This window comes from Tahibacter harae (assembly GCF_024437735.1).
Classification (GTDB): domain Bacteria; phylum Pseudomonadota; class Gammaproteobacteria; order Xanthomonadales; family Rhodanobacteraceae; genus Tahibacter; species Tahibacter harae.
Window position 1 is genome coordinate 1 of record NZ_JANFQO010000029.1, and the last position, 23,658, is coordinate 23,658.

The window sequence follows — 23,658 nt, forward strand, 5'->3', positions numbered from 1 at the left end:
GGCCTGCATGCGAAAGCTATTGATCATTCTCAATGCGCGTGTGCGCGACGAGCTATCTGCGCTGGCGGCCGTCTAAACGCTTGTTTCGGCGTGAGGGGCAAGACAGTTGCTCTCCCCAAGCGCGTTTACGCGCTTGGGGAGAGGGCTGGGTGAGGGGCGGCGATTCAGATCGCCTCGAAGCATCAGTTTCCGGCGCGAGCCTGTGCGTTGAAGATCCCGCCGGTAATTCAAGCGGTAGCACAAGATTCAACGCCACCCCTCCCAGTCCTCTCCTTCGGGAGCACTCTCGCGGCACGCCGCCGAATCCCGAATTCCAACACCCGGCTTCGCTCACGCCGCCCGCCGCAGCTCCTGCTGCAGGCCGCGCGGCAGGGTGACGCTGGCGGCGACGGGGAGGTGGTCGGAGAAGGCCTGAGGCAGGGTCCACAGGCTGTCGATCTGCAGGTTCTCGGAAACCAGGATATGGTCGATCGCGCGGCGCGGGCGCCAGCTGGGGAAGGTGGGCGGCGGCGCTATGGGCGGGGTCAGCGTGGTCTTGCGGTAAAGCTCGCGCAGTTCGGGGCTGTCGGCGGCGCAGTTGAGGTCGCCCATCAGCACGGCATGCGGTGCATCGGCCAGCAGTTCGGCGATGAAGCCCAGCTGGCGCATGCGCGCCTCCGGCCCCAGCGACAGGTGCGAGATCACCACGCTCAGCGCATCCGCGCCGCTGCCGAAGCGCGCCAGCAGGGCGCCGCGGCCGGGTATGCGGCCAGGCAGGGGATGGTCGATGACCTCGGTGGGCTCGATGCGGCTGATCAGCCCGTTGGCCGACTGGGCCAGGCGCGAGACGCGGCGGTTGGGCTGGTGGCTCCAGTAGGGAAAGCCGGCCGATTCGGCCACGTACTGGGTCTGGTTGACGAAGCCCGAGCGCAGCGTGCCGGCATCGGCTTCCTGCAGCCCGACCACGTCGAATTCTTCCATGGAGCGGGCCAGCGCTTCGAGGTTGGCGCGCTTGCCCGGATGCGGCAGCCAGCTGCGGGTGACGTAGTCGCGATAGCGGCCGACACTGGCGCCGGCGACGATGTTGCAACTCAGCAGGCGCAGGCGCTCCATGCCGTTCGTGGTGCTTGTGCTGGACGCGGAGCCGGGCGGGGCACTCATGCCTTGCAGACTAGCATGGGTCATCGGGATTCGGGATTGCGGATTCGCGCGGAGTACGCGAACGGAGCCCGGGGTTGCGGGGCGGGGGCGGGTCAGCGGGAGACGGCCTGCTGCAGCGGCGTCGCATCAATTCCGGGTAGTGAAACGCGCGGCGCCGTCACGGCGCCGCGCCTGACTTCAGGAGAGCGGATTTGCGAGCATCGAGGCCAGGAATCCAAGGCCGGCCTTGCGCCCCCGGGGTCTCCAATCACGAATCCCCGATCCCGCGGCGTCAAAGACGCCGTTTACTTCTTGTTGACCAGCCACTGCGCCAGCGCGATAGCCTCGGCCTGGCCGCCGGCCGAGGCCGCGTCGAGGCGGTACTTGCCGTTGACGATCAGGGTCGGCGTGCTCTGGATCTCGAAGGCCATTGCGCGCTCGCGGCCCTGGGCCAGGTTGCCTTCGACCACGAAGGACTTGGCCGTGCTGAGGAAGCTTTCCGGGGTCACCCCGTAGCCGGCGTAGAAGCCGGCCAGGTCTTCCAGCGTACGCAGCGGCTTGTGGTCGCGGTGCAGGGCGTCGAACAGCGGCTGGTGGGTTTTGTCCAGCACGCCCAGCGCCTGGGCGGCGTAGAAGGCGCGGGCCAGCGGCTCCCAGGACGGGTTGAACACCACCGGCATGTAGCTGACCTGCACCGACTTGGGCACCGAGGTCTTGAGCTGGTCCATGTACGGCTGGAAGTGCGCGCAGTGCGGGCAGGCATAGGAGAACACTTCGACGATCTCGGACTTGCCGGCCGCCGGCGGCTGCGGCTTCTCCAGCACGAAATAGTGCTCGCCTTCCTTCCAGTCGGTCTTGGTCACGGCGGCGGCCTTGTCGTCGGCCGCGCCGCAGGCGCTGACGGCCAGCAGGCCGGCAAGCAGGAACAGCAATCGCTTGAGCATGGGAATCTCCTTGGATTACGGACTTACTTGGCGGCCGCCGATTCCTGCTGCACCAGGTGCAGCACGAGGGCTTCGAGGCTTTCCCAGCTGCCGCCGGCGCTGCGGCCGTTGAGGCGGTACTTGCCGTTGACGATGATGGTCGGGGTGGAGTCGACCTGCACCGCCTTGATGTAGGTGTCGGCCTTCTTCATCTTGGTGTTGATGGCGAAGGAGTTCGCCGTGGCGATGAAGTCGGCCGGCTTGACGCCGTACTTCTCGTAGAACTTGGCCACGTCTTCCAGCGTCGGCGCCGGATCCTTGACCTTGCCGTTGACCACGACGGCCAGCGGGCCGTTGCTCCAGATCGCCGGGAACATGTCGTCATGGGCCTTCTCGGCCACGCCCAGGGCTTCGGCGGTGTAGTAGGCGCGCTGGAACAGCGGCCATTGCTCGGCGGTGTTCCAGGAAGCCGGCACATAGGTCATGACCGCGTTGGGCGGCAGCTTGGACTTGAGCTTCTTGATCGACGGCGCGGCGGTGAAGCAGGCCGGGCAGCCGTAGGAGAACACCTCGGTGACTTCGACCTTGTCCGGATGCGCGGTGGCCTGCGGCGGCGTGATGGCGAAGTAGTGCGTGCCTTCCTTCCACTGGCCGTCCTGGGCGCTCGCCGCGGCGGCGAGGACGAGGCCGGCAAGACCTAGGGCAAGACGCTGGAACATCCGGATCTCCTGAATGGTTGCGGCCGCATCGGCACGCGGAACGACGAACACCGGAGCGTAGGCGGCATCGCAGGCCGCCGTCACCCCGTGGCCAGCACAGACACGCCGGGCCGGGGCGAGTTCACGCCGAACCGCGGACGCGGTTCGGCGCGGGTTCGGCTTTACTTGGCGGCCGTGACGACCGGCTTGGCCGTGTGCAGGCCTTCGGCATAGGAAGCGACGGCATTGATGTCCTGCTCGGACAGGCGCTTGGCGATGTCCGGCATGATCTTGGCGCGGTCGTCCTCGCCCCAGGTGGTGCCGCTCTTCCAGTCCTTGAGCTTGGCCACGACGTAATCGGTCCACTGGCCGGCGAGCTGCGGATAGCCCGAGCCCGGATTGCCGCGGCCGGCGGGGCCGTGGCAGGACATGCAGGCCGGCACGCCGAGCTTGGTGTCGCCGCTGCGCCAGAGTTGCTCGCCGCGTGCCTTCAGGGCCTGGTCGCCGTTGCCGGCGGTGGCCTGCTTGGTGGCGAAGTGGGCGCCGAGGTCGTGCATGTCCTGGTCGGACAGGCCGGAGGCGAAGCCCAGCATGACTGGGTTGTTGCGCGCGCTGGACTTGAACAGGGCGAGCTGGCGCGCGATGTAGTCGGCCTGCTGGCCGGCGATCTTGGGGTACTGCTTGTCGGTGGAGTTGCCGTCCATGCCGTGGCAGGCGCCACAGGCGGCGGCCTTGGTCTCACCGGCCTTGGCGTCACCGACAACCGCATGAGAAGCGGCGGTTTCCGCCTGGACCGACCCCACTGCGAGCAAGCCCGCCAGAGCAACTACGCGCCGAAAACTCATTACACTCGACTCCACTATGCTGGAAACTGGCTGGAAACAAGGCCATCCCCCGGAATTCTCCCGGGTGGGGGACAGAAAACCGCCGAATTGTACCAGCCCCCCCTAGACGGTCAAACGCCGCGCCTGTCTGCGGCCCTGGCCTGAGCTGATTCCATGTCCGAAGCCCTGTTTCGCCGTGCCCGCTTTCGTCTGGCGGCGCACGAATTGCACCAGCTGCCGGCCGATACCGGCGCCGAGGTGGCCTTCGCCGGCCGCTCCAACGCCGGCAAGTCCAGCGCCCTCAACCGTATCTGCGACCAGGTCGGCCTGGCGCGCACCTCCAAGACGCCGGGGCGCACCCAGCAGCTGGTGGTGTTCGAGCTGGACGAGCAGCGCCGCCTCATCGACCTCCCCGGCTACGGCTACGCCAAGGTGCCCACCGGCCTGCGCGACCATTGGCGCGAGCTGATCGACGCCTACCTGACCGGGCGCCAGTCCCTGCGCGGCGTGGTGCTGATCATGGACAGCCGCCATCCGCTCAAGGACTTCGACCGCCTGATGCTGCAGTACTGCCGCGACATCGAGCTGCCCTGCCATGTGCTGATGACCAAGGTGGACAAGCTCTCCCGCGGCGAGGCCGCCCGCACCCTGCTGGCGACGCGGCGCGAGATGGGTACGCTGTGTCCCGGTGCGACGATCCAGCCGTTCTCCGCGCTGGACAAGGTCGGCATCGACGAGGCGCGGCAGGTGATTGGCGCCTTTCTGGCCCCGCGGGAGTAGGGTGTCCGGGATTGGGGATTCGACGCGGCAGGCTCGCCCGGCCATCCGTCCAGCCCCACGTTTGCAAATCCCGAATCCCCAGTCCCGGCCCCAAGGCGGTAGCGCCTGACGCCGCCGCCGTGCAAATCTCGGGGCCAGGCAACTCGGCGCAGCCCAGGCACGCCTGGCCGCAGCCCCCTTTTTATCGGGACCGGCGCCCCAAATTCCGCCCCTCCCTTCAGCCAGCGAGTCGCGTATGTCCGGTCCCAGTGCGGTCAAGGAAGTCCCGATCGAGCGGCGCGAGCAGCTGGTCGACTACATTGCCTCCGGCGCCAAGCCGCGCGCCGACTGGCGCATCGGCACCGAGCACGAGAAATTCGGTTTCCGCCTGGACGACCTGCGCCCGCCGACCTGGGAGGGCGACCGCGGCATAGGGGCGCTGCTGCAGGGCCTGACCCGCTTCGGCTGGGAGCCGGTGCGCGAGAACGATCACCTGATCGCGCTGACCCGCGGGCTGGCCTCGGTCACCCTGGAGCCCGCCGGCCAGCTGGAGCTTTCCGGCGCGCCGCTGGAAACCGTGCATGAGACCTGCTGCGAAGTGACCGGCCACCTGCGCGAGGTCAAGACCGTCGCCGACGAACTCGGCCTGGGCTTCCTCGGCATGGGCTTCCAGCCCAAGTGGAAGCGCGAGGACATGCCGTGGATGCCCAAGGGCCGCTACGGCATCATGCGCCGCTACATGCCGCTCAAGGGCGGCCTGGGCCTGGACATGATGACGCGCACCTGCACCGTGCAGGTGAACCTGGACTTCGGCGACGAAGCGCAGATGGTCAAGATGTTCCGCGTCTCGCTCGCGCTGCAGCCCATCGCCACGGCGCTGTTCGCCGATTCGCCGTTCACCGACGGCAAGCCGAATGGTTTTCTCAGCTTCCGCTCCAACGTCTGGACCGACACCGATCCCGACCGCACCGGCATGCTCGACTTCGTGTTCGAGGACGGCTTCGGCTACGAGCGCTATGTCGACTACCTGCTCGACGTACCCATGTACTTCAGCTACCGCGACGGCAAGTACATCGACCTGGCCGGGCAGTCCTTCCGCCGCTTCCTGCAGGGCAAGCTGGACGACCTGCCCGGCGCGACGCCGACGCTGAAGGACTGGGCCGACCACATGACCACGGCCTTCCCCGAAGTGCGGCTGAAGAAATACCTGGAAATGCGCGGCGCCGACGGCGGCCCGTGGAACCGCCTGTGCGCGCTGCCGGCGTTCTGGGTCGGCCTGCTGTATGACGACACCGCGCTGGATGCGGCCTGGGACCTGGTCAAGAACTTCAGCCTGGCCGAGCGCCACGCCCTGCGCGACGGCGTGCCGCGGCACGGCTTCAAGCTGCCGTTCCGCAACGCCTCGGTGCGCGAACTGGCGCTGGAGGCGCTGAAGATCTCCGCCCACGGCCTGGCACGGCGCGAACGCTACAACAGCGGCGGCGCCAACGAGGCCGTATTCCTGGAGCCGCTGATCGAATTCGCCGAGGCCAACCAGACCCCGGCCGAACGCAAGCTGGAACTGTTCCACGGCCCCTGGGGCGGCAGTATCGACCCGGTGTTCCGCGAGTTCGCCTACTAAGGGTTCGTGCAAGGTGCCGCGGCGCGGCTACTGCACGCTTCCGACCGGCGGCGCAAGCCCGCCAGACGCGGGCCGCGCACGCAGTGTCCGCCCCGTTGACGCAGGGGCTCTGCCGCCGGGTCGAAATTCCGGCGGGTTCTGCGGTTCCGCGACCTTGCGCTGGCCCGCTGCCGCCGCGGTTCAATTCAGATCGAAGTCATCGCTGAAGATGGCTTCGATGAACAGCGCCTCGAACGCACCGCGGTCAGTCTTAGGCCCCTGCGGCCGGTTGCGGCCGAGCAGGTCCTGCGCCGGCGTGCCTCCCGTCGGATTGTTCGTACCGCTGTCGCGGCACATCGAGCCGGGCGCGAGCTGGGGCAGGCTGCCGCCGGTGAAACCGGCGTCGCCGAAGGTCGTGCCTACGCTCTGCGGGCCGGTATTGCCGATGGCGTTGCCGAGGTGGTTGTAGGAAAACACGGTGTCCGCCAGGCCGATGTCGAGGTCGAAGTTCGTCGTGCCCGGGTTGTTGCCCCAGATGATGTTGTTGCTGAACCAGATGCGGCCGCCGACGCCGGTGACCGCGAGCAGGCCCAGGGCCGTGCCGGTCGCGCCGGCGGAAAGATTGCCGGTGACGGTATTGTTGTTGACATAGCCCCAGCCGCCGTCGCGCACGTTCAGCGACACTGCCGCGCGCCGGGATGTGTTGTCGGTGACGAGATTGCCGCTGACGCGCATCAGCATCCCGTCCACGTGCAGGGCCGCGCCGGTGCCCAGCGTCGCCCTGCAGCCCTCGAAGATCAGGCGTTCCACGCGCAGGTTCTGCTCCTGCGCGGTCAGCAGCAGGCAGCCGCCGTAGCCGTTGACCGGTGCGTCGCCGTTGCGAAGGGTGAGGTTATTGAGGCTGATCTCGTACTGGTTCAGCACGCCGCCGGTGATCTGCAGCACCCGCGATGCCGAGCCGGGATCGGCCTGCAGCACGGTCAGGGAAGGATCCTGCGACTGCGAGCTGCAGCCTGCGCCGGCCCAGCCGCCGGTGATGGTGATGCTGTGATTGTCAGTGGCCGTGGTCGTGAACGCCGTACCCGGCAAGGTGGTATAGGTGCCGCTGCGCAGGCGGATGCCGTTGTCGTCGCCATCGGTCTTCACATCATTCAGCGCCGCGCGCAGCTCGGCGCTGGTGCCTACGCAGAAATTGGTGGCAGCCTGCGCCGGCAGCGCGGACAGGGCGGCGAGAACGGTCAGGATAGTGTGCAGACGCATGAGATTCTCCGGATCCGGAAGGGCCAGGCGCCGGCCCAGTGCCGGCACCTGCCCTCCGTCGCGCGACCCGATACGAGAAACCGCGCGATTCCGGACAGACGATCCGGCCTGTCAGTTGGCCCGCTCGAAGCTGGTGGCGAAGATCGCATCCGGCGGCGGCACCAGCTCGTAGGCGCCGCGGTCCATGTGCAGGCCGGTGGGCCGGGGTACGCCGCGCAGATCGATCGCCGGCAGCCCGCCCACGGCCGTGTCGTAGCCGGAGTCGCGGCTGATCGAATCCTGCCGCGGCACCGGGTTGGCGATGCTCTCCAGCTGCGGATCGCCGCTGGTCCGGCCCAGCGGTACGTTGGCGAAAATGCCGGCGACGCGGTCGATATGGTCGTAGAACGAATACACCGGGCTGCCGCTTTCGATCCGGAGGTCGTAGCTGTACGCGCTGGTGGCGTTGTTCCAGAAAATGTTGTTGTTCAGCGACACCTGCGACGTGATCGACTGCGCGACCAGGTGCGCCCCGCCGGCCTGATTGCTGGCGAGGTTGACATTGGCGATGGCGGTGTTGTTGCTGACGTCGGCGCGGCTGCCGTTGCCGGAGACGTCGAGGAAGAACGCGCCGCCGCGCGCCGCGCCGTTCTCGCGGAACAGGTTGCCGAACAGGCGTACGCGCGGCCCCAGCAGATAGGCGCCACCGCCGTCGCCGGCGCTGATGCAGCCGGTGAAGATGACACGCTCCACCGACAGCAGCGGACGATTGGAGACCATCCACAGGCAGCCGGCATCCGAGGTGTTGAAACCGTCGGCAAGGGTCAGGTTGCTGAGGCTGATTTCCGCCGCCGGCTGGTCGTAAGTCTTCAGCACCAGCACCCTGCCGCTGTCGAGATAGCCGCGCCGCAGCACCGTGGCCGCCGCATCGTTGATGCGCGTGGTGCAGGCGCCGTTGTCGCCGCTCCAGCCGCCGGAAATCGTCAGGCCGAGGTTGTCGGTCAGCAGGGCCTGCAGCTCCGCGCCGAGCGGTGTTTCGTAGGTTCCCCGACGGATGCGGATTTCGTCGCTTTGCTGGTTGGTTCCGACCGCGCCCACGGCCGTCACCAGTCCGGCATTGTCGTTGACGCAGAACACGGCGGCCTGCAGCGGGGCGGCGGGCAGGGCGAGAAACAGCAGGGCGAAACGGGCGGGAAGATTCATCGTAAGTCCTCTGGCGTTGCCGCAGCCGCAGGCCGGCCCGGTGCCGGCTGCGCTGCGCCAGCCAGCCCGATACGAGAAACCGCACGATTCCGGACAGTTGCCGCCGGCGGACTCCAGGCGCACAGCGGACAGCTGCTGGCAGCTGCCCGGGCGGTATTCCGCACCGGCCGCTGCTGGCGGCCGTCCGGACACCGTGGCAGGCTGGGCGGCAACGCCCGCAGCCACCGCCGACCGCACCGATGCGTCCCGAGATCACCACGCTGCTCGATGCCTGCCGCCAGGGCGAGGCCAGCGCGCGCGACCTGCTGTTCGAGCGCATCTACACGGAACTCAAACGCATCGCCCGCGGCACGCTGCGCCGGTCCGGGCCGCAGCTGACGATCAGCCCCTCGACGCTGGTGCACGAGGTGTTCCTGCGTCTGGCCGGCCGCGACGAGGCCGCGCTGGCCGACAGCCGGCATTTCTACAGCCTGATCGCCGCGGCCATGCGCCAAATCGTGATCGACCTGGGCCGGCGCCTGGCCACGGCCAAGCACGGCGCCGGCCTGCGCCGGGTGGAGATGACCGACGGCCTGGAACTCGGCGGCGTCGCGCTGGAGGCACTGCTGGAGCTGGACCAGGCACTGAAACACCTGCAGGACTGCGACGCCGAACTGGCCGAGCTGGTGGAATGGCATTTCTTCGCCGGCCTGTCCTTCGCCGAGATAGGCAGCTTGCGCGGCGTGACCGAGCGCACCGTGCGGCGGCACTGGGAGACCGCGCGCATCTTTCTCTGCGATGCGCTGCCGGCCGGACCGGGCTGAATGGATACGCCGCTGTCGCCGGCGCTGTGGCGCCGCCTGCGTCCGCTGCTGGACGCGGCGCAGGAGCTGCCGGCCGAGGCGCAGGCGCAATTCCTCGCCGGACTGGCGCCGGAGCAGGCCGAGCTGCGTCCCCTGCTGGAACGCCTGCTGCACCGCGCGCGGCAGCCGCATTTGCTGGACACGCCCATCGTCGCCGAACTGGCGGCGCGCGCCGCGGCCGAGCACGAACAGCGCGTCGAGGCAGGCCCGCGCAGCGGCGACTGCGTCGCCGGCTATCGCCTGATCGAAGCCCTGGGCAGCGGCGGCATGGGCGTGGTCTATCGCGCCGGGCGCGTCGATGCGGACTTCGCCCAGACCGTCGCCCTCAAGCTGCTGCGCGACGCCGGCCCCGGCGCCCGCGCGCGCTTCGAGCGCGAGCGGCGCATCCTCGCGCCGCTGCGTCATCCCAACATCGCGCAGCTGATCGACGCCGGCCACAGCGAGCAGGGCGAACCTTTCCTGGTACTGGAATTCGTCGAAGGCCAGCCGCTGACCGACTACGCACGCGCCCGGGCCCTGCCGCTGGAGCGGCGCCTGCGCCTGCTGCTCGCCGTCGCCGCGGCGCTGGCCTATGCGCATCGCCATCTGGTGATTCACCGCGATCTCAAGCCGTCCAACGTGCTGGTCAGCGGCGATGGCCACGTCAAGCTGCTGGATTTCGGTATCGCCAAACTGCTGGCCGACGACGACGCGCCGCTGCTTACGCGCCAGGGCGTGGGACCGATGACGCCGGAATACGCCGCGCCCGAGCAGTTCCGCGGCGAGCCGGTCAGCGTGGCCACCGACGTCTACCAGTTCGGCGTGCTCGCCTTCGTGCTGGTCGCCGGACGCTTGCCGTATGCGGGCGATCCGCGCGAGCCGCTGGCCTGGGCGCGCGCAGTCAGCGAGGACGAGCCGCTGACCCTCAACGCCGCGCGGCGCCGCAGCGACACGGCGGCGGCTGCGCCGGCGCCGCGCCGGGCGCCCTGGCGCGATCTGGATGCCGTGCTGCGCAAGGCCATGGCCAAGCGCGCCGACGACCGCTACGCCTCCATGGATGCGCTCGCGGCGGATCTGCTCGCGGTGCTCGAATCGCGGCCGGTCGGTGCGCGCCGTGCCGGCTTGGGCTACCACGCCCTGCGTTTCGCGCAGCGCCATCGCGTGCCGGTCGCGATAGCCGCCGTAGCGGCACTGGGGCTGCTCGCGTTCGCCGCACTGGCCCTGCAGGCGGCGCAGGACGCGCGCCGCGAAGCGCAGCGCGCCAACGCCACGATCAGTTTCCTGGAGCGCCTGTTCGACGCCGCCGATCCCGGCAGCAACCGCAGCGACAAGCTCACCGCGGCGACGCTGCTCGAACGCGGCCGGCGCATGCTCGACGCCGACGATGCCGGGGCCGACCTGTTGCTGCGCGCGCGGCTGCACGGCGTCATCGGCAAGATCCATCTGGCGACCAACGACTGGGCGCAGGCGTTTCCGCAGCTCGAACGCGCGATCGCCGACTACGACGCCGGCGGCGGCGCCGCACCGGCCGTGCTCGCGCCGCTGCTGGAACGCGCCGCCTGGGCCGCCCAGCGCACCAGCCACAGCGTGCAGGCGCGCGCCTGGCTGGAACGCCTGGACGTGCTGTTGCCGGCGCTGGGCGCCGAAGGCGAGGACATTGCCATCGACGCCTGGCTCACCCGCGCCCTGCTGCTGCGCGACGACCGCAACTACAGCGCCGGGCTGGCCCAGGCCGAGCGCGCGCTGGCGCTGGCCCGGCGCCGTCACGGCGAAGACAGCCTGCGCGCCGCCTTCGTCCTGGGCCGCGTGCAGAACCTGCAGGCGCTGCTGCGCCGCTACGACGAGGCCGAGGCCAGCCTGCGCCGCGCCCGCGCGATCTACGCCGCGCACTACGGCGAGGATCACATCCAGGTCGTCACATTGGACGCGCAGCTGGCCACCCAGCTGCTGTCGCGCGGCCGCCTGGCACAGGCGCGACCGGCGCTGGAAGACAGCGCGCGCCGTCTGCGCGCGATCGCCGGCGAGCGCTCCTATGCCTATGCCAACCATCTGCTGGAGCTGGCCAAGCTCGACAGCCGCGACGGCCTGCACGCGCGTGCGCTGGAACGGCTCGCACTTGCCGCCGACATCTTCGCCGAGACCGCCGGCGCCGCCTCGATGCCGCAGACCATGGCGCTGTGGACGGCCGCCGGCGTCGAACTGGCGGCCGGCGACGCCGCGGCGGCGCGGGCGCGGCTGGAGCGCGTGCGCGAACAATTGCTCGCACTGGTAGCAGCCGACAGCCGCGTCATCGCCGAACTCGGCGTCGACATCGCCGCGGCCGAACTGGCGCAGGCGCACGAAGCCGAAGCCGCGGCGGCGCTGGACCGCGCGCTGCCGGCGCTGGAAGCGGAACCGGCCTCGCGCGCCCTGGCCCTGGGCCTGCGCCTGCGCGGCGAGCTGGCGCAGCGGCGCGGCGAAGCGGCCGCATCCTGGTTCGCCCGCGCGCTGGCCGCCGCCGAAAGCAGCTTTCCCGCCGATGCGGCGGAGCTGTCTGCGTATCGGCGCGCAGCGCGGCCCTGAGCGGGCGACCGGCGCGAAATCCCGGCGAAGAAATTTTTCCCGGCATGAGCGTTCCCGCCGCGTTTGCGGGCGTGTAGCGGCAAGGACGGGTGTTCCGTCCGCTGCGCACTCAACCGGGGGAATTCCGATGACTGTCCAAACCGCTCCGCGCCGCCTTGCGGCCGTGCTGCTGACCGCCCTGCTGCTGGCCGCGGGCCAGGCCGCCGCTTCCGATACCGCGCCCGACGGCACGCCGCCGGATCGCATCTTCCGCCAGCTGTTTGAAGGCCGGCCCGTTTCCGGCCAGCTCGTCGTGCGCGGCTATCCCATGCCGTTCCCGGCAGGCTCCCACGTCAACGGGGCACAGCAGGCCTCGCCCGCGGTCTACGGCGGCCGCTTCTGGTTTCCGCCCTCGACCTTGCAATCCAACGTCAACGGCCTGGGCCTGGTCACGCTGAACACGCAGCTGGTCCACCTGGGCACCAGCTACAACCCCCTCGTCGGCGGCAACACCGCCGGCATCCAGGTCTACGACGTCTATCTGCACCTGATCTCGGCCACGGTCAGCGGCTTCCCGGTCTCGCTGGGCAATGACTGCATCTTCGGCCCGATGACGCTCAACGCCCAGGGCAGCTGGAACGCCGCGACGGCGAGCATGACGGGCAACGACGTGACCATCCCGCCGGTTCCCGCCAATGCCTGCGGCGGCTATGCCAGCACGCTGAACAATTCGATCGCGGGCAGCAGCAACAACAGCGTGACCATCAACATTGCGCTGTAGTACGCGGATGGCGACGGCATCCGCAGCCGCCGGAATGCTCCCTTTCCCCCGGCTGCGCCGGGGGAAAGGGCCGGGGTGAGGGGCGACGATCAACGCGCGGCGTCGTCTGGATTTTCGCCGGGCTATTCAACGCAGGACGCCCGCGCTACCGGCTCGCCGCACGCATCCGCTCGCGCAGCTTCGCCGCCTTGGGCGTGAGCGTGCCGCTGTTCTCGGCTGCGGCCCAGATCGCCTCGGCGCGGGTCAGCGCTGCGGCGGCGCGTTCGCGCGCGGCCGGCGCGGCCAGCCAGGCATCGGCCAGGGCGCTGTGTGCTTCGGCCAGCTCTTCGCGGTAGCTGGCATCGGTGTCGGGCTGCGCGGCGAGCAGGGTCTCGAACTGCTGCACCGATTGCGCCAGCGTCGCGCGTGCGGCGGCGACACGGCCGGCGGCCAGCTCGGTACGGCCGCAGTGCAGCAGCGACAGCGCCGCGCCCAGGGCGTATTCCGGCGACAGCGGCGCCAGCTCGCGCTGCATTGCCAGCGCCTTGCCGTGCGCTTCCAGCGCCGCGTCGAAATCGCGCGCCGCGGCGCGTTGTTCGCCCAGGCGGCGGTAAGCCAGGGACAGGCTGAAGCGCGCATCCGGATTGTCCGGCGCGGCACGCAGGCGTTCCTCGTTCACCGCGATCTGGCGCCGGATGATGGGCAGGGCCTCGTCGTGGCGGCCGGCCTTGACCAACTGGCGCGCAGCCCAGCCGGTGACCGAGGAAACGCCGAGCTTCATCGCATCGTTGCCGGGATCCTGCGCCAGCATGCGTTCCATATGCTGCAGCGCGCGCAGCGCGGTCTGCACCGATTCGTCCAGCTTGCCCAGCGCATCCTGCACCTGCACCAGGCGGGTCAGCACCACGCCGACTTCGCGCTGGCGGTAGGTGTCGTCCGGATCGATGGCGACCAGGGCTTGGATTGTGGCCAGCGCCTGCTGGAAGGCGGTTTCCGCCTTCGCCATGTCGTTGAGCCCGGCCCAGTGCGTGCCCTCGCGCAGCTGGCTGTTGTAGACGGCGTAGCGCAGGCGGGTATTGCCGGGGTCTTCGTTCAGCGCCCCGGCGCGCAGCGCGGCCGCACGCAGGTACAGCAGGCGCGCGCCGTTGCCGTCGGGCGTGGGGCTCTGACCCAGGCGGCCGATCAGGTCGCCGTAGGCATCCAGCGCGTCGCTGTATTCGATCACCAACTCCAGATCGCCGGGCTGGGCCTCGTGCAGTTGCTGCAGCAGGGCGACGGCGTCGGCATAGCCGCTGCGGGCGGGTTCGTATTCGGAGTCCTGATAATGCAGGTGGGCGCGGCGCAGCAGCAGGCGCGCGCGCCACAGCCGTGTCGCCGCCTCGTCGCCGGCGCCGAGGGCGGCCACCTGTTCCAGCGAGGCGCGCGCCTGTTCGTAGCTGCGCGCCGCGCCGGCGTAGTCGCCCAGGTTGGCGGCGAAGGGATTGCCCTGCAGGTCGCCGATCTTGATATAGCCCGCGGCAATCTCGCGCCACAGCTCGGCATCGTCGCGGGCGCCGTCGCGCAGGCGTTCCAGATAATCCAGCCCGTCGCGCACCAGACGCTGCTGCAGCGGCAGCGAGCCGGCCAGTTTCTGTATGCCTTCGTGATAGTCCAGCAGCAGGGTGTTGGCGAAGCGGCGCACGTCGGCGAAGCGCTGCTGGGCGATGGCGCGCTCGTGCACGGCAATGCGCGCCTGCCACAGGGCGACGCCGCCGGCGGCCAGCAGCGCCAGCAGGCCGGCGCCGGCAACGCTCACTGCCACGCGGTTGCGCGCGACGAACTTGCGCGCCAGATAGGCCGGCGTATGCGGCCGCGCCGACACCGGCCGCCGTTCCAGCCAGGCGCGCAGATCGTCGGCCAGGCCGCGCGCCGAACTGTAGCGCCGTGCCGGTTCGCGCTCGATCGCGGTCAGCACGATGTTGTCCAGATCGCCGCGCAGCTGCGCCGGCGTCAGCGCCGCATCCGGCGCCAGGCGCTGGCTGGGCCGTTCCGCCTCGCGCGTGGCGGCGGCGCGCAGCAGTTCCGCCTCGCTGTCGCCGGTGCGGCGGAACGGATGCTGGCCGCACAGGGTTTCGTACAGCACCAGGCCCAGCGCATAGACGTCGGTCGCAGTGGTGACGGCTTCGCCGCGCACCTGCTCAGGCGCGGCATAGGCCGGCGTCAGCGCCTGGCCGCCTTCGCGCGTGACGGTGGAATCGGCGCCGTCGCGCAGCAGCGCGGCGATGCCGAAATCCAGCAGCCGCGGCGAGCCCTGCGCATCGACCAGGATATTCGCCGGCTTGATGTCGCGGTGCACGAGCAGGCGCTGGTGGGCGTATTCCACCGCTTCGCACAGGCGCAGGAACTGGCTGATGCGGGTGGCGAGGTCGGGCCTGTCCTCGGCCAGCCAGCGGTCCCAGGTGCGGCCGTCGACGTACTCCAGCACCAGGTACGGCCGTCCTTCCGGCGTGCTGCCGGCATCGAACAGCCGCGCGATGTGCGCATGGTTGAGCCCGGCCAGGATGCTGCGCTCGCGCTGGAAGCGCCGCTGCAGGCGGCGGTCGCCTTCGCGCAGCAGCTTGATCGCGACGACCTGCTCGAACTCGTCGGCGCGGTGGGCGCGGTAGACCGTGCTGGAGCCGCCGCTGCCCAGCCGCCTGTCCAGCACGAACAGGCCTATGCGCCGGCCCAGCCAGTGGTCTTCGTCCTCGTCGGCACCGGCCAGCGGACGCAGCGCCGCGGCGGGCAGCCGCGGCGGCAGGATTTGCTGGTGCGCCAGCAGTTCCAGCGCCTCGGCCAGCAGTTCCGCGTCGCCGGCGCAGGCGCGTTCCAGCGCGGCGCGCTGTGCCGCCGGTTCCAGCTCCAGCAGCGGCGCCAGCACGTCCTGCAACTGCCGCCAGCGCTGCGGCGTCATGCGGCCAGCTCGCGGCCCAGCCACAGCCGGGCGAGGTTCCAGTCGCGCCGCACCGTGGCATTGGAGACGCCGACGACGCTGGCGATCTCGTCGATCTCCAGCCCGCCGAAGAATTTCAGCTCGACCACGCGCGCCTGGCGCGCATCCAGCGCGGCCAGAGCATCCAGCGCCTCGTGCAGGCGCACCAGGTCGAGATCGCCCTCGACCACGGGCTCGGCCTGGGACAAGGTCACCGCCTCGATGCCGCCGCCGCGCTTCTGCGCGGCGCGGTCGCGTGCGTGGTTGACCAGGATGCGCCGCATCATGGTCGCGGCCAGGCTGAAGAAATAGGCCCGCCCGGACCAGTCCGGCGTGCGCTGGGCGACCAGGCGCAGATAGGCCTCGTGCACCAGCGCGGTCGGCTGCCAGGTGTGGCCGGGGCGCTCGCGCGCCAGCTCCTGGCGCGCCAGGCGCTTGAGTTCCTCGTATACGATGGGAAAAAGCCGGTCCAGCGCGGCAGCGTCGCCGCCGCGCGCCGCGTCGATCTGGCGGGTGATGTCGACCGATGCCGTCATGCGTGGCGTCCCCTGTGGCACACAGTCAAGCAGGATGCCGCGTTCAGGTAAAGCCGGGCCGGCGCGCCCCGCCGGCGAATAACCAATCGTCCTATCGGAAACCGGCTCCGTGCGCTTGCGCGCGTCGCCTGTCTCGGGCTATTCCTGGCTGTCAGCCGCATCTGGTGCCCGCAATGAGCGCGACTACCGAAACCGTTCCCGCCGACACCCTGCGCGAGGTCGACTTCCCGCGCGCCGACCAGGCGCTGCGCGAGGACGTCAAGCGTCTGGGCGCGCTGGTCGGGGAAATCCTGGCCGATCAGCTCGGCGACGGCTTCCTGGCCCAGGTCGAACAGGTGCGCGCCGCGGCCATACGCCGGCGCGAACACGGCGGCTCCATCGCCGAACTGGTCGGCCTGCTCGCCGGCCCGGCCGACCGCGCCACCGACCTGGCCCGCGCCTTCGCCACGTATTTCCAGGCCATCAACATCGCCGAGCGCGTGCACCGCATCCGCCGCCGCCGCGATTACGAACGCGCCGGCGCGGCGCCGCAGCCCGGCAGCCTGCGCGAAGTCATCCGCGACCTGCAGCGCGACGGCGTGGACAAGCAGGAAATCGCCGCACTGCTGGCGCGCCTGCGCATAGAGCCGGTATTCACCGCGCACCCGACCGAAGCCGTGCGGCGCTCGCTGCTGGACAAGGAACAGGTGCTGGTCAAATGCCTGATCGCCGACATCGACCGCCAGCGCACGCCGGCCGAGCGCCGCGCCGACCAGGAACGCATGCGCCTGGTCCTGAGCGCGAGCTGGCAGACCGCCGATGCCGCCAGCGAGCGGCCCACGGTGCAGGATGAAATGGAACACATCGGCTATTTCCTCGCCGATGTGATCTATCCCATGCTGCCGGTGTTCTTCGAGGTGTTCGAGGACGTGCTGAGCGAACTCGGCCCCATGCCGCCGGTACCGCCGCTGCTGCATTTCGGCACCTGGGTCGGCGGCGACATGGACGGCAATCCGAATGTGGGCGCCGATACCGTGCGCGCCGCGCTGACGGCGCAGCGCGCGCTGATCCTGGCCGCCTACCGGCGCGAGCTGGCGCAGCTGGAACGCCTGCTCAGCCAGTCGCTGTCGCGGGTGAGCGTGGATGAGGCCGTGCTGGCGCGCCTGGCCGACTACCGCGCGCTGCTGCCCAAGGCCGCGGCCAAGCTCAAGCCGCGCTACGCCGACATGCCATACCGGCATCTGATCAGCCTGCTCAGCGCGCGCCTCAGCGCGACCGCGGCCGGCCGCGAGGAAGGCTATGCCGATGCGGCGCAGTTCCGTGCCGATCTGGAACTCATCGCTGCCAGCCTGCGCGCCCACCGCGGCACGCATGCGGGCTGGCTGGCGCTGCGCCAGCTGCTGCAGCGCGTGGACACCTTCGGTTTCCACCTGGCCACGCTGGACCTGCGCCAGGAATCCGGCGCCCATGACCAGGCCCTGGCCCTGCTGCTGGACGATGCGCAGTGGCCGCAGCGCGAAGCCGCGCAGCGGCGCGGCCGCCTGGCCGAAGTGATCGCCAGCGCCGCCGCGCCCGCCGCCGACGCGCCCGGCGCCGCCGCCACGCTCGATGTGTTCCGCACCGTGGCCGCGGCCAAGCGCAGCTACGGCAGCGAGGCCATAGGCCCTTACATCATCAGCATGAGCCGCAGCGCCGCCGACGTACTGGCCGTGCTCGCGCTGGCGCGTCTGGCCGGCTGCAGCGACGAGGCCGGTCGCGTGCCGCTGGATGTGGCGCCGCTGTTTGAGACCATCGCCGACCTGCGCGCCGCGCAGGAGGTACTGGAGCAGCTGTTCGCCGATCCGCTTTACCGCGCCCACCTGGCCGAGCGCGGCAACCGCCAGATGGTGATGCTGGGCTATTCCGACAGCGCCAAGGACGGCGGCCTGTTCGCCTCGCGCTGGGCGCTGCAGCGCACCCAGGTGCTGCTGACCGAGCTGGCCCAGCGCAGCGGCGTGCGCATCGCCTTCTTCCACGGCCGCGGCGGCTCGGTCAGCCGCGGCGGCGGCAAGACCGAGCGCGCCGTCATCGCCGCGCCGCGCGGCTCGGTGGACGGCTACCTGCGCCTGACCGAGCAGGGCGAGGTGATCCACCGCAAATACGGCATCCGCGCCATCGCGCTGCGCAACCTGGAACAGACCACCGGCGCCGTGCTGCGCGCCTCGCTGCGGCCGCGTCCGCCCGAGCCGCGCGAGGCGGTATGGCGCGAGATGGCCGGGCACATGGCCGATGTCGCGCGCGCCCACTACCGCGCCCTGGTGCACGAGTCGGAACGCTTCGCCGAATATTTCCGCGCCGCCACGCCCATCGACGTGATCGAGCGCCTGCGCATAGGCTCGCGCCCGCCGCGCCGCGGCGGCGCCGGCGGCGTGGCCAGCCTGCGCGCGATACCGTGGGTGTTCGCCTGGTCGCAGAACCGCGCCGGCCTTACCGGCTGGTACGGCATAGGCACCGCGCTGGCCGACGGCATCGACCGCTACGGCCTGGACGCCATGCGCGAGATGACCGCCGACTGGCCCTTCTTCGCCACCCTGATCGACGATGTGGAAATGTTGCTGGCCAAGAGCGACATGGACATCTTCGCCCTGTACTCCGGCCTGGCCGGACCGCTGCATGCGGAATTCCATCCGCGCATCGCGGCGGAATTCGGTCTCACCCTGGCTGCCGTGCTGCAGCTCAAGCAGGCCGACCACCTGCTCGCCAGCGACCGCCGCCTGCGCCAGTCGATACGCCTGCGCAATCCCTACGTCGATCCCATCAGCCTGCTGCAGGTCGACCTGCTCGCGCGCTGGCGCGCGCAGGAGCGGCCGGAGGGCGAACTGTTCCAGGCGCTGGCGGCGACGGTGAACGGGATAGCGGCCGGCGTGCAGAACACCGGTTGAAACGACCGCCGCGGCGGGGCCGGTTGCGGACCCCGCCGCGGCCGGCGGCGCGTGCCGCTCAGCCTAGCTGCTTCACCGTTTCCAGCACGGCCGCATAGGCATCGGCCTTGTCCGGATCGCGCACCATGCCGGCCAGGCAGGCGGCCGCCGCGGCCTGCTTGAGCAGCTGCAGGCGCGCTTCGTAGCTGGCCCGGTTGATGCGCTCTATCGCCGCGCCCAGCGCATCGGCCGCGGCGCGCGCGCCGTAGGCCACGTCGCCGCTGTGCAGCAGGTTGCTGTCCAGGGTGAAGCGCACCGCGTCGGTGATCTGCGGATTCACCGCCGATACCTTGCGCAGGTCGGCGACCGCATCGCTGGAGGCATCCAGCGCCTTCGCGATGCTCACCGCATCGGCGGCGGTGTCCGTCGAATAGATCTGCATGATGCCCTGCGTGGTGGCCGCCTGGCCGAGGATATTCTGCTGCTGCTGGGCGTTGACCGCGTTCTCGAACAGCACGCCGGTGGAATGGGCCAGGGACTGGTAGATGCTGCCCAGGGCCAGCGCCGGCGCTTCGGCCAGCACCTTCACATTCGCCTGGGTCACCGCATCGGTGATCTGCGGATTGACGCCCGCGGGTGCGGCGGCCTGGGTGACGCTGTCGGTGATCTGCGAATTCACGGCGGTGGGGAAGCTCATGGCGCACTCCGTCGGTGGGAATTTTGCGCAGTGTAGTCCTTGTCCGCGATGTGTACGTGTGCGCCGCTCAGGGCTGCAGCCGGGTGGCTGCCACGCGCAGCGACTGGGTCCAGCCGTAGACGCGAAATGCGCCGCCGTCGTGAGTCAGCAGGATGACGCGGTCCAGCCTGCGCCAGCGGTCGGTCTGTTCGATCAGCCGCGCCGCGTCGCCGGGCGCCATCTCGTTGGCCGTGATCTGGGCCACGCTGCGGAAGGCGCCGGCCAGGGCCGGCGCGAACAGCTGGCCGTAGGAATCCGACAGGATCAGCACCGATTCGCCGCTGGCCGCGTTGGCGTTGACGAATACGCTGGTGATGAAGCGCGGGTTCGGGATCAGCGCCGCGATCGCCGTGCGGAAGCCGGCTTCGCCGTCGCCGTCGGCCTGTACGTCGGCGTTGTGCAGTTCGTAGACGGGCTGCGCGCGGGTCAGGTCGGACAGGCGCAGGATTTCCGACGGCGCCTGGGCCGCCGTGCGGGTTTCCTGGGCCGGCGGTGCCAGCCCCAGCGCCGCCAGGTAGGCGTCGCGCGCGACCTGCACGCTCCAGCCGCTGGCATGCCAGTTCGCCTGCGGAAAGAAGCCCGGATCGTCGCGCAGCGCCTGCAATTCGCGGAACGGAAACACGTAGTGCACGCCGGCCGGCGCGGCGATGTGCAGCAGCGGCGAATCGCCGGCGGCCGCGGCGCGGCAGGCGGCGCGGTACTGCGGCGGCACGGATTCGGGCAGGCGCTCCGGATACAGGGTAAGCAGGGTAGGCAGCACGACCACATCGACCGCGATGCCGCGGCGCTGGCCGTAGCCGGCCGCTTCGCGCAGCGCGCGCCGCATGGCCGGGCCGGCGGCGGGGATGTGCGCCTTGAGGCAGATGTTTTCCAGGATGTCGTAGGGCGTGGCGTTGCTGGTGCCGGTGAGGAAGACATAGCCGTCCTCGCCCAGCGCCACCTGCCGACCCGGCGCGGTATGGAACACATTCAGCAGCAGGCGCTTGCGCCACTGCGCCGCGCGGCGGATCGGATAGACCCGGTCGCCCAGCCAGCCGCGCGCGGCACGGAACCAGGCCGCCGGATCGGCGGCGAACGCCGCCGCGGCCGGCCAGGGCTGCAGACTGCGGTTGTGGAAAAGTTCCAGCCGCTCGGTGCTCTGCAGGCGCATGCCGAGCACGGGAATCAGCAGGAACAGCGCCGCCAGCGTCGTCCACAGGCGCGCACCCGCGCTCAGCCGCACCGCGTCGGGCCTGGTCCGCATGCGGCCGGCGTCAGGGCGCAGTAGCGGCATCCGCCGTCGCCGCGGCGGCGGGTGGCGGCGCGGCGGCAAACGCTTTCGACCAGACGATCAGCGTGTAGACGCTGCCTTCCTGCAGCAACAGCATCAGCCGGTCGGTCTTGCGCAGGCTGCGGCCCCGCTCGACCAGGGTGGCGACGTTCTCCGGAGGCAGGTTGTTGGCCAGGATCTGGCCCAGCTCCCTGAAGGATGCGGCGTATACGCTGGCGGCTGCCTCGCCGTAGGAGTCCGACACCATCAGCACGGATTCGTCCAGCGCCGCGGAGCGGTTGACATAGGCATGCGTGGACGTGGTCGAGCCGATGAACAGGTCCGACACCGCGCGGGCCAGCGCCTCGCGCTGCGGCGGATCGTCCAGCACCTGATCGTTCTGTATGAGATACACCGGCTGCGGCACGTCGATGCCGTAGGTGGCCATGATTTCCGACGGCCCCTGGGTGAGGGTGAGGCGCTCGCTCGGCGGCGGCGCGACATTGCGCGCGGCGAGATAGGCGTCGCGCACCACCTTGAGGCTCATGCCCTGGGCGTGCCAGTTGCCCTTGGGAAAGAAGCCCGGGACATCGCGCGCTTCGCGCATGGCCGGGAACGGGAAGGAGAAGATCACGCCCGGCGGCGGCGTGAATCGCAACAGCGGCGAATCGCCGGTGGCGCGCGCGGCGCAGGCTTCGCGGTACTTGCGCGGCACCGAGGCGGGAAGGTGGTCGCCGTACAAGGTGCCGGATGTCGGGACGATCACGATATCCAGCGCCATGCCGCGCTGGCGCGCGAACTCGCCGATCGCCCGCAGGGCGTCCACCAGCTGCGTCGCGAGCGCCTCCTGGTGCGATCCTATGCACGTGGTCTCGAACGTCTCGTTGAGCGAGCTGTCGCTGCCGCCGTTGAGGAAAATGTAGCCGCCGTCGCCCAGCGTCACGCGCCGCTGCGGCGGTGTATGCAGCACGTAGTACTGGATCTTCTTGTGCAGCATCGAGGCCTGCACGATGGGATAGATGCGGTCGGCCAGCCAGCCCCGCGCCTGGCGGAAATACTCCACCGGATTGGCGGCGAAGCTGTCCGCCTGCGGCAGCTCGTTCAGCGTGCGGCTGTGGAAGAACCTCAGCTGTATCGGGTCCTGCAGGCGGATGCCGGCCACCGGCAGCAACAGCAGCACGGCGAGCAGGCTGGTCAGGATGCGGGCGCGCGTAGTGATCAGCGTCATGGCGGCGATCAGAACCGGAAATAGATGAACGGGCTGTAGGCGCCGGTGAGGATCTTCAGCGCCGCGCCCAGCAGGATGGACAGCCCCAGCACCACGCCGGCGGAATACTGCCAGGCCGGCACGCGGCGCGGCCACGGCCGCAGCCCGGGCAGGGCCACGAGGCGGCGCAGCAGCGCCGGGACCAGCGGTGCCGAAAGCGCGATGGCGACGACCAGCACGACCATTTCCTCGCCGTTGAGGATCTGGCGGATGGTCAGGTCCTCCGCCGTGCGCAGCAGGAACATCTTCGCCAGGATCTGCCCGGCCTGCTCCACGCTGGCGGCGCGGAACAGCACCCAGCCAACGATGACCGCGAGCATCGTATAGCCATGCTGCAGCAGGCGTGGAGACTTCTGCAGCAGCTTCTCCCAGCCCAGCCGCTCCAGCACCAGCAGCAGGCCGTGGTAGGCGCCCCAGAGCACGAAGGTCCAGGCGGCGCCATGCCACAGGCCGCACAGCAGGAACACGATCATCAAGTTGCGATAGGTCTTGAGCGGACCCAGGCGGTTGCCGCCGAGCGGGATGTAGAGGTAATCGCGGAACCAGCGCGAGAGGCTCATGTGCCAGCGGCGCCAGAAGTCGGTGATGGAACGGGCGATATACGGAAAGTTGAAATTGCGCGGGAAATGAAAGCCGGCCATCCAGCCCAGTCCCATCGCCATGTTCGAGTAGCCGCCGAAGTCGAAGAAGATCTGCAGGGTGTAGCAGATGGCGGCCAGCCAGGCCGTCTGGGTCGACAACGTATCGGCGCGGGCGAACAGCGGATCGGCGACGCCGGCCATGGTGTCGGCCAGCAGCACCTTCTGGCCCAGGCCGAAGCAGAACAGCAGCAGCCCGTAGTAGACGTGGCGCGAAGTGACCACACGGCGCCGCAGCTGTCCGGCCACCATGTGGAAGCGCAGGATGGGACCGGCGATCAGCTGCGGGAACATCAGCATGTACAGCGACAGATTGACGAAGGAGCGCTCGGCGCGCGCGTCACGCCGGTAGATGTCGACCAGGTACGAGATGGCGTGGAAAGTGAAAAAGGAAATTCCCAGCGGCAGGTGAATGTTCATCCATATGGAATCTTTCGCCGGATGGAAAAGAGTGTCCGCGATGAATCCTGCGTACTTGAAGAAAATCAGCAGCGCCAGATTCAATGCCACGCTGACGGCGAGCAACTGCTTGCGTTTGCGCGGATCGGCCGCATCGCCGATGCGCAGGCCGAACACGTAGTTGATCGCCACGGAAACCGCGACCACGGCGGTGAACCAGCCCTCGCCGGCAAAATAAAAAACCAGGCTGAACAGCACGAAGCTCAGGTTGCGCCAGGGCAGGAAATTCTGCGCGAGCAGGAACAGCGGCAGAAACAGGAACAGGAACTCGACGCTGGAGAAGACCATGGGCGCTTCGGCGGCTGGGGGCGGCGACACCCCTGCGCCGGTACGGCACGTGGAGCTGCAGGGGATGGATCGCCTATTGTTTCATAGTCCAGGCACGGCGTATTCCGGCCCCGCCAGGCTCGCGGTGCCGGCGCCTGGCGCAGCGCGGCCGGCTGTGAAAGCGATCACA

The 23,658-nt window shown here is 69.8% G+C and carries 17 protein-coding genes and 1 pseudogene; 6 read left to right on the forward strand and 12 right to left on the reverse strand.

The genetic code is table 11. The annotated features are described in order from the left end of the window. Positions 1–330: 330 nt before the first annotated feature. The 4 genes from NM961_RS21810 to NM961_RS21825 form a co-directional block, all read right to left on the reverse strand. Complete coding sequence (locus tag NM961_RS21810; protein ID WP_439334239.1) at positions 331–1,140, reverse strand: endonuclease/exonuclease/phosphatase family protein; 810 nt, start codon at positions 1,138–1,140, stop codon at positions 331–333. A gap of 284 nt (positions 1,141–1,424) precedes the next feature. Further along, entirely contained in the window at positions 1,425–2,063 is a 639-nt protein-coding gene (locus NM961_RS21815; protein ID WP_255916548.1) for a thiol:disulfide interchange protein DsbA/DsbL, read from the reverse strand. A gap of 23 nt (positions 2,064–2,086) precedes the next feature. Further along, on the reverse strand, positions 2,087–2,761 hold the full coding sequence (locus tag NM961_RS21820) for a thiol:disulfide interchange protein DsbA/DsbL (RefSeq protein WP_255916549.1): 675 nt from the start codon (positions 2,759–2,761) through the stop codon (positions 2,087–2,089). A gap of 161 nt (positions 2,762–2,922) precedes the next feature. Next, positions 2,923–3,585, reverse strand: a complete 663-nt coding sequence (locus NM961_RS21825) for a c-type cytochrome (RefSeq protein WP_255916550.1) — start codon at positions 3,583–3,585, stop codon at positions 2,923–2,925. 153 nt (positions 3,586–3,738) lie between these two features. Here NM961_RS21825 and yihA point away from each other — a divergent pair, with 153 nt between their 5' ends. Together yihA and NM961_RS21835 are read left to right on the forward strand one after the other, a co-directional pair. Continuing rightward, a complete protein-coding gene (gene yihA / locus NM961_RS21830; RefSeq protein ID WP_255916551.1) occupies positions 3,739–4,344 on the forward strand; it encodes a ribosome biogenesis GTP-binding protein YihA/YsxC in 606 nt (201 codons plus the stop codon). Positions 4,345–4,579: 235 nt separating this feature from the next. Beyond that, positions 4,580–5,944 (forward strand): glutamate--cysteine ligase, encoded by a 1,365-nt coding sequence (locus NM961_RS21835; RefSeq protein ID WP_255916552.1) that lies wholly within the window; start codon positions 4,580–4,582, stop codon positions 5,942–5,944. A gap of 180 nt (positions 5,945–6,124) precedes the next feature. On the opposite strand, the gene NM961_RS21840 is transcribed toward NM961_RS21835, so the two are convergent. Both NM961_RS21840 and NM961_RS21845 read right to left on the reverse strand, forming a co-directional pair. After that, the gene (locus tag NM961_RS21840) at positions 6,125–7,183 is read right to left on the reverse strand and encodes a choice-of-anchor Q domain-containing protein (RefSeq protein ID WP_255916553.1); all 1,059 of its coding nucleotides are present in this window, start codon (positions 7,181–7,183) and stop codon (positions 6,125–6,127) included. A 111-nt stretch (positions 7,184–7,294) separates the two neighbouring features. After that, the gene (locus NM961_RS21845) at positions 7,295–8,365 is read right to left on the reverse strand and encodes a choice-of-anchor Q domain-containing protein (RefSeq protein WP_255916554.1); all 1,071 of its coding nucleotides are present in this window, start codon (positions 8,363–8,365) and stop codon (positions 7,295–7,297) included. 239 nt (positions 8,366–8,604) lie between these two features. Here NM961_RS21845 and NM961_RS21850 point away from each other — a divergent pair, with 239 nt between their 5' ends. From NM961_RS21850 to NM961_RS21860, 3 genes are all read left to right on the forward strand, one after another. After that, positions 8,605–9,168: an ECF-type sigma factor gene (locus NM961_RS21850; protein ID WP_255916555.1), complete on the forward strand. Its 564-nt coding sequence runs from the start codon at positions 8,605–8,607 to the stop codon at positions 9,166–9,168. Beyond that, positions 9,169–11,748, forward strand: coding sequence for a serine/threonine-protein kinase (locus NM961_RS21855; protein ID WP_255916556.1), 2,580 nt, complete (start codon positions 9,169–9,171; stop codon positions 11,746–11,748). It begins immediately after the preceding gene. Positions 11,749–11,875: 127 nt separating this feature from the next. Then, complete coding sequence (locus tag NM961_RS21860; RefSeq protein ID WP_255916557.1) at positions 11,876–12,508, forward strand: hypothetical protein; 633 nt, start codon at positions 11,876–11,878, stop codon at positions 12,506–12,508. 145 nt (positions 12,509–12,653) lie between these two features. On the opposite strand, the gene NM961_RS21865 is transcribed toward NM961_RS21860, so the two are convergent. Then, positions 12,654–15,419, reverse strand: a complete 2,766-nt coding sequence (locus tag NM961_RS21865) for a serine/threonine-protein kinase (RefSeq protein WP_255916558.1) — start codon at positions 15,417–15,419, stop codon at positions 12,654–12,656. Continuing rightward, entirely contained in the window at positions 15,416–15,973 is a 558-nt protein-coding gene (locus NM961_RS21870) for an ECF-type sigma factor (protein WP_255916559.1), read from the reverse strand. The genes NM961_RS21865 and NM961_RS21870 overlap by 4 nt, the downstream gene beginning before the upstream one ends. A gap of 173 nt (positions 15,974–16,146) precedes the next feature. Between NM961_RS21870 and ppc the strand changes: the two genes are divergently transcribed. Next, a complete protein-coding gene (gene ppc, locus NM961_RS21875) occupies positions 16,147–18,873 on the forward strand; it encodes a phosphoenolpyruvate carboxylase (protein ID WP_255916560.1) in 2,727 nt (908 codons plus the stop codon). 391 nt (positions 18,874–19,264) lie between these two features. Here the strand turns inward: ppc and NM961_RS21880 are convergent. The 4 genes and pseudogenes from NM961_RS21880 to NM961_RS21895 all read right to left on the reverse strand — a co-directional run. After that, a pseudogene (locus NM961_RS21880) lies at positions 19,265–19,549 on the reverse strand (RebB family R body protein); the annotation flags it as partial. Between the two features lie 67 nt (positions 19,550–19,616). Next, positions 19,617–20,831, reverse strand: a complete 1,215-nt coding sequence (locus NM961_RS21885) for an alginate O-acetyltransferase AlgX-related protein (protein ID WP_255916561.1) — start codon at positions 20,829–20,831, stop codon at positions 19,617–19,619. A gap of 10 nt (positions 20,832–20,841) precedes the next feature. Continuing rightward, positions 20,842–22,065 (reverse strand): alginate O-acetyltransferase AlgX-related protein, encoded by a 1,224-nt coding sequence (locus NM961_RS21890; RefSeq protein ID WP_255916562.1) that lies wholly within the window; start codon positions 22,063–22,065, stop codon positions 20,842–20,844. A gap of 8 nt (positions 22,066–22,073) precedes the next feature. Then, a complete protein-coding gene (locus NM961_RS21895) occupies positions 22,074–23,489 on the reverse strand; it encodes an MBOAT family O-acyltransferase (protein WP_255916563.1) in 1,416 nt (471 codons plus the stop codon). Between the last annotated feature and the right edge of the window lie 169 nt (positions 23,490–23,658).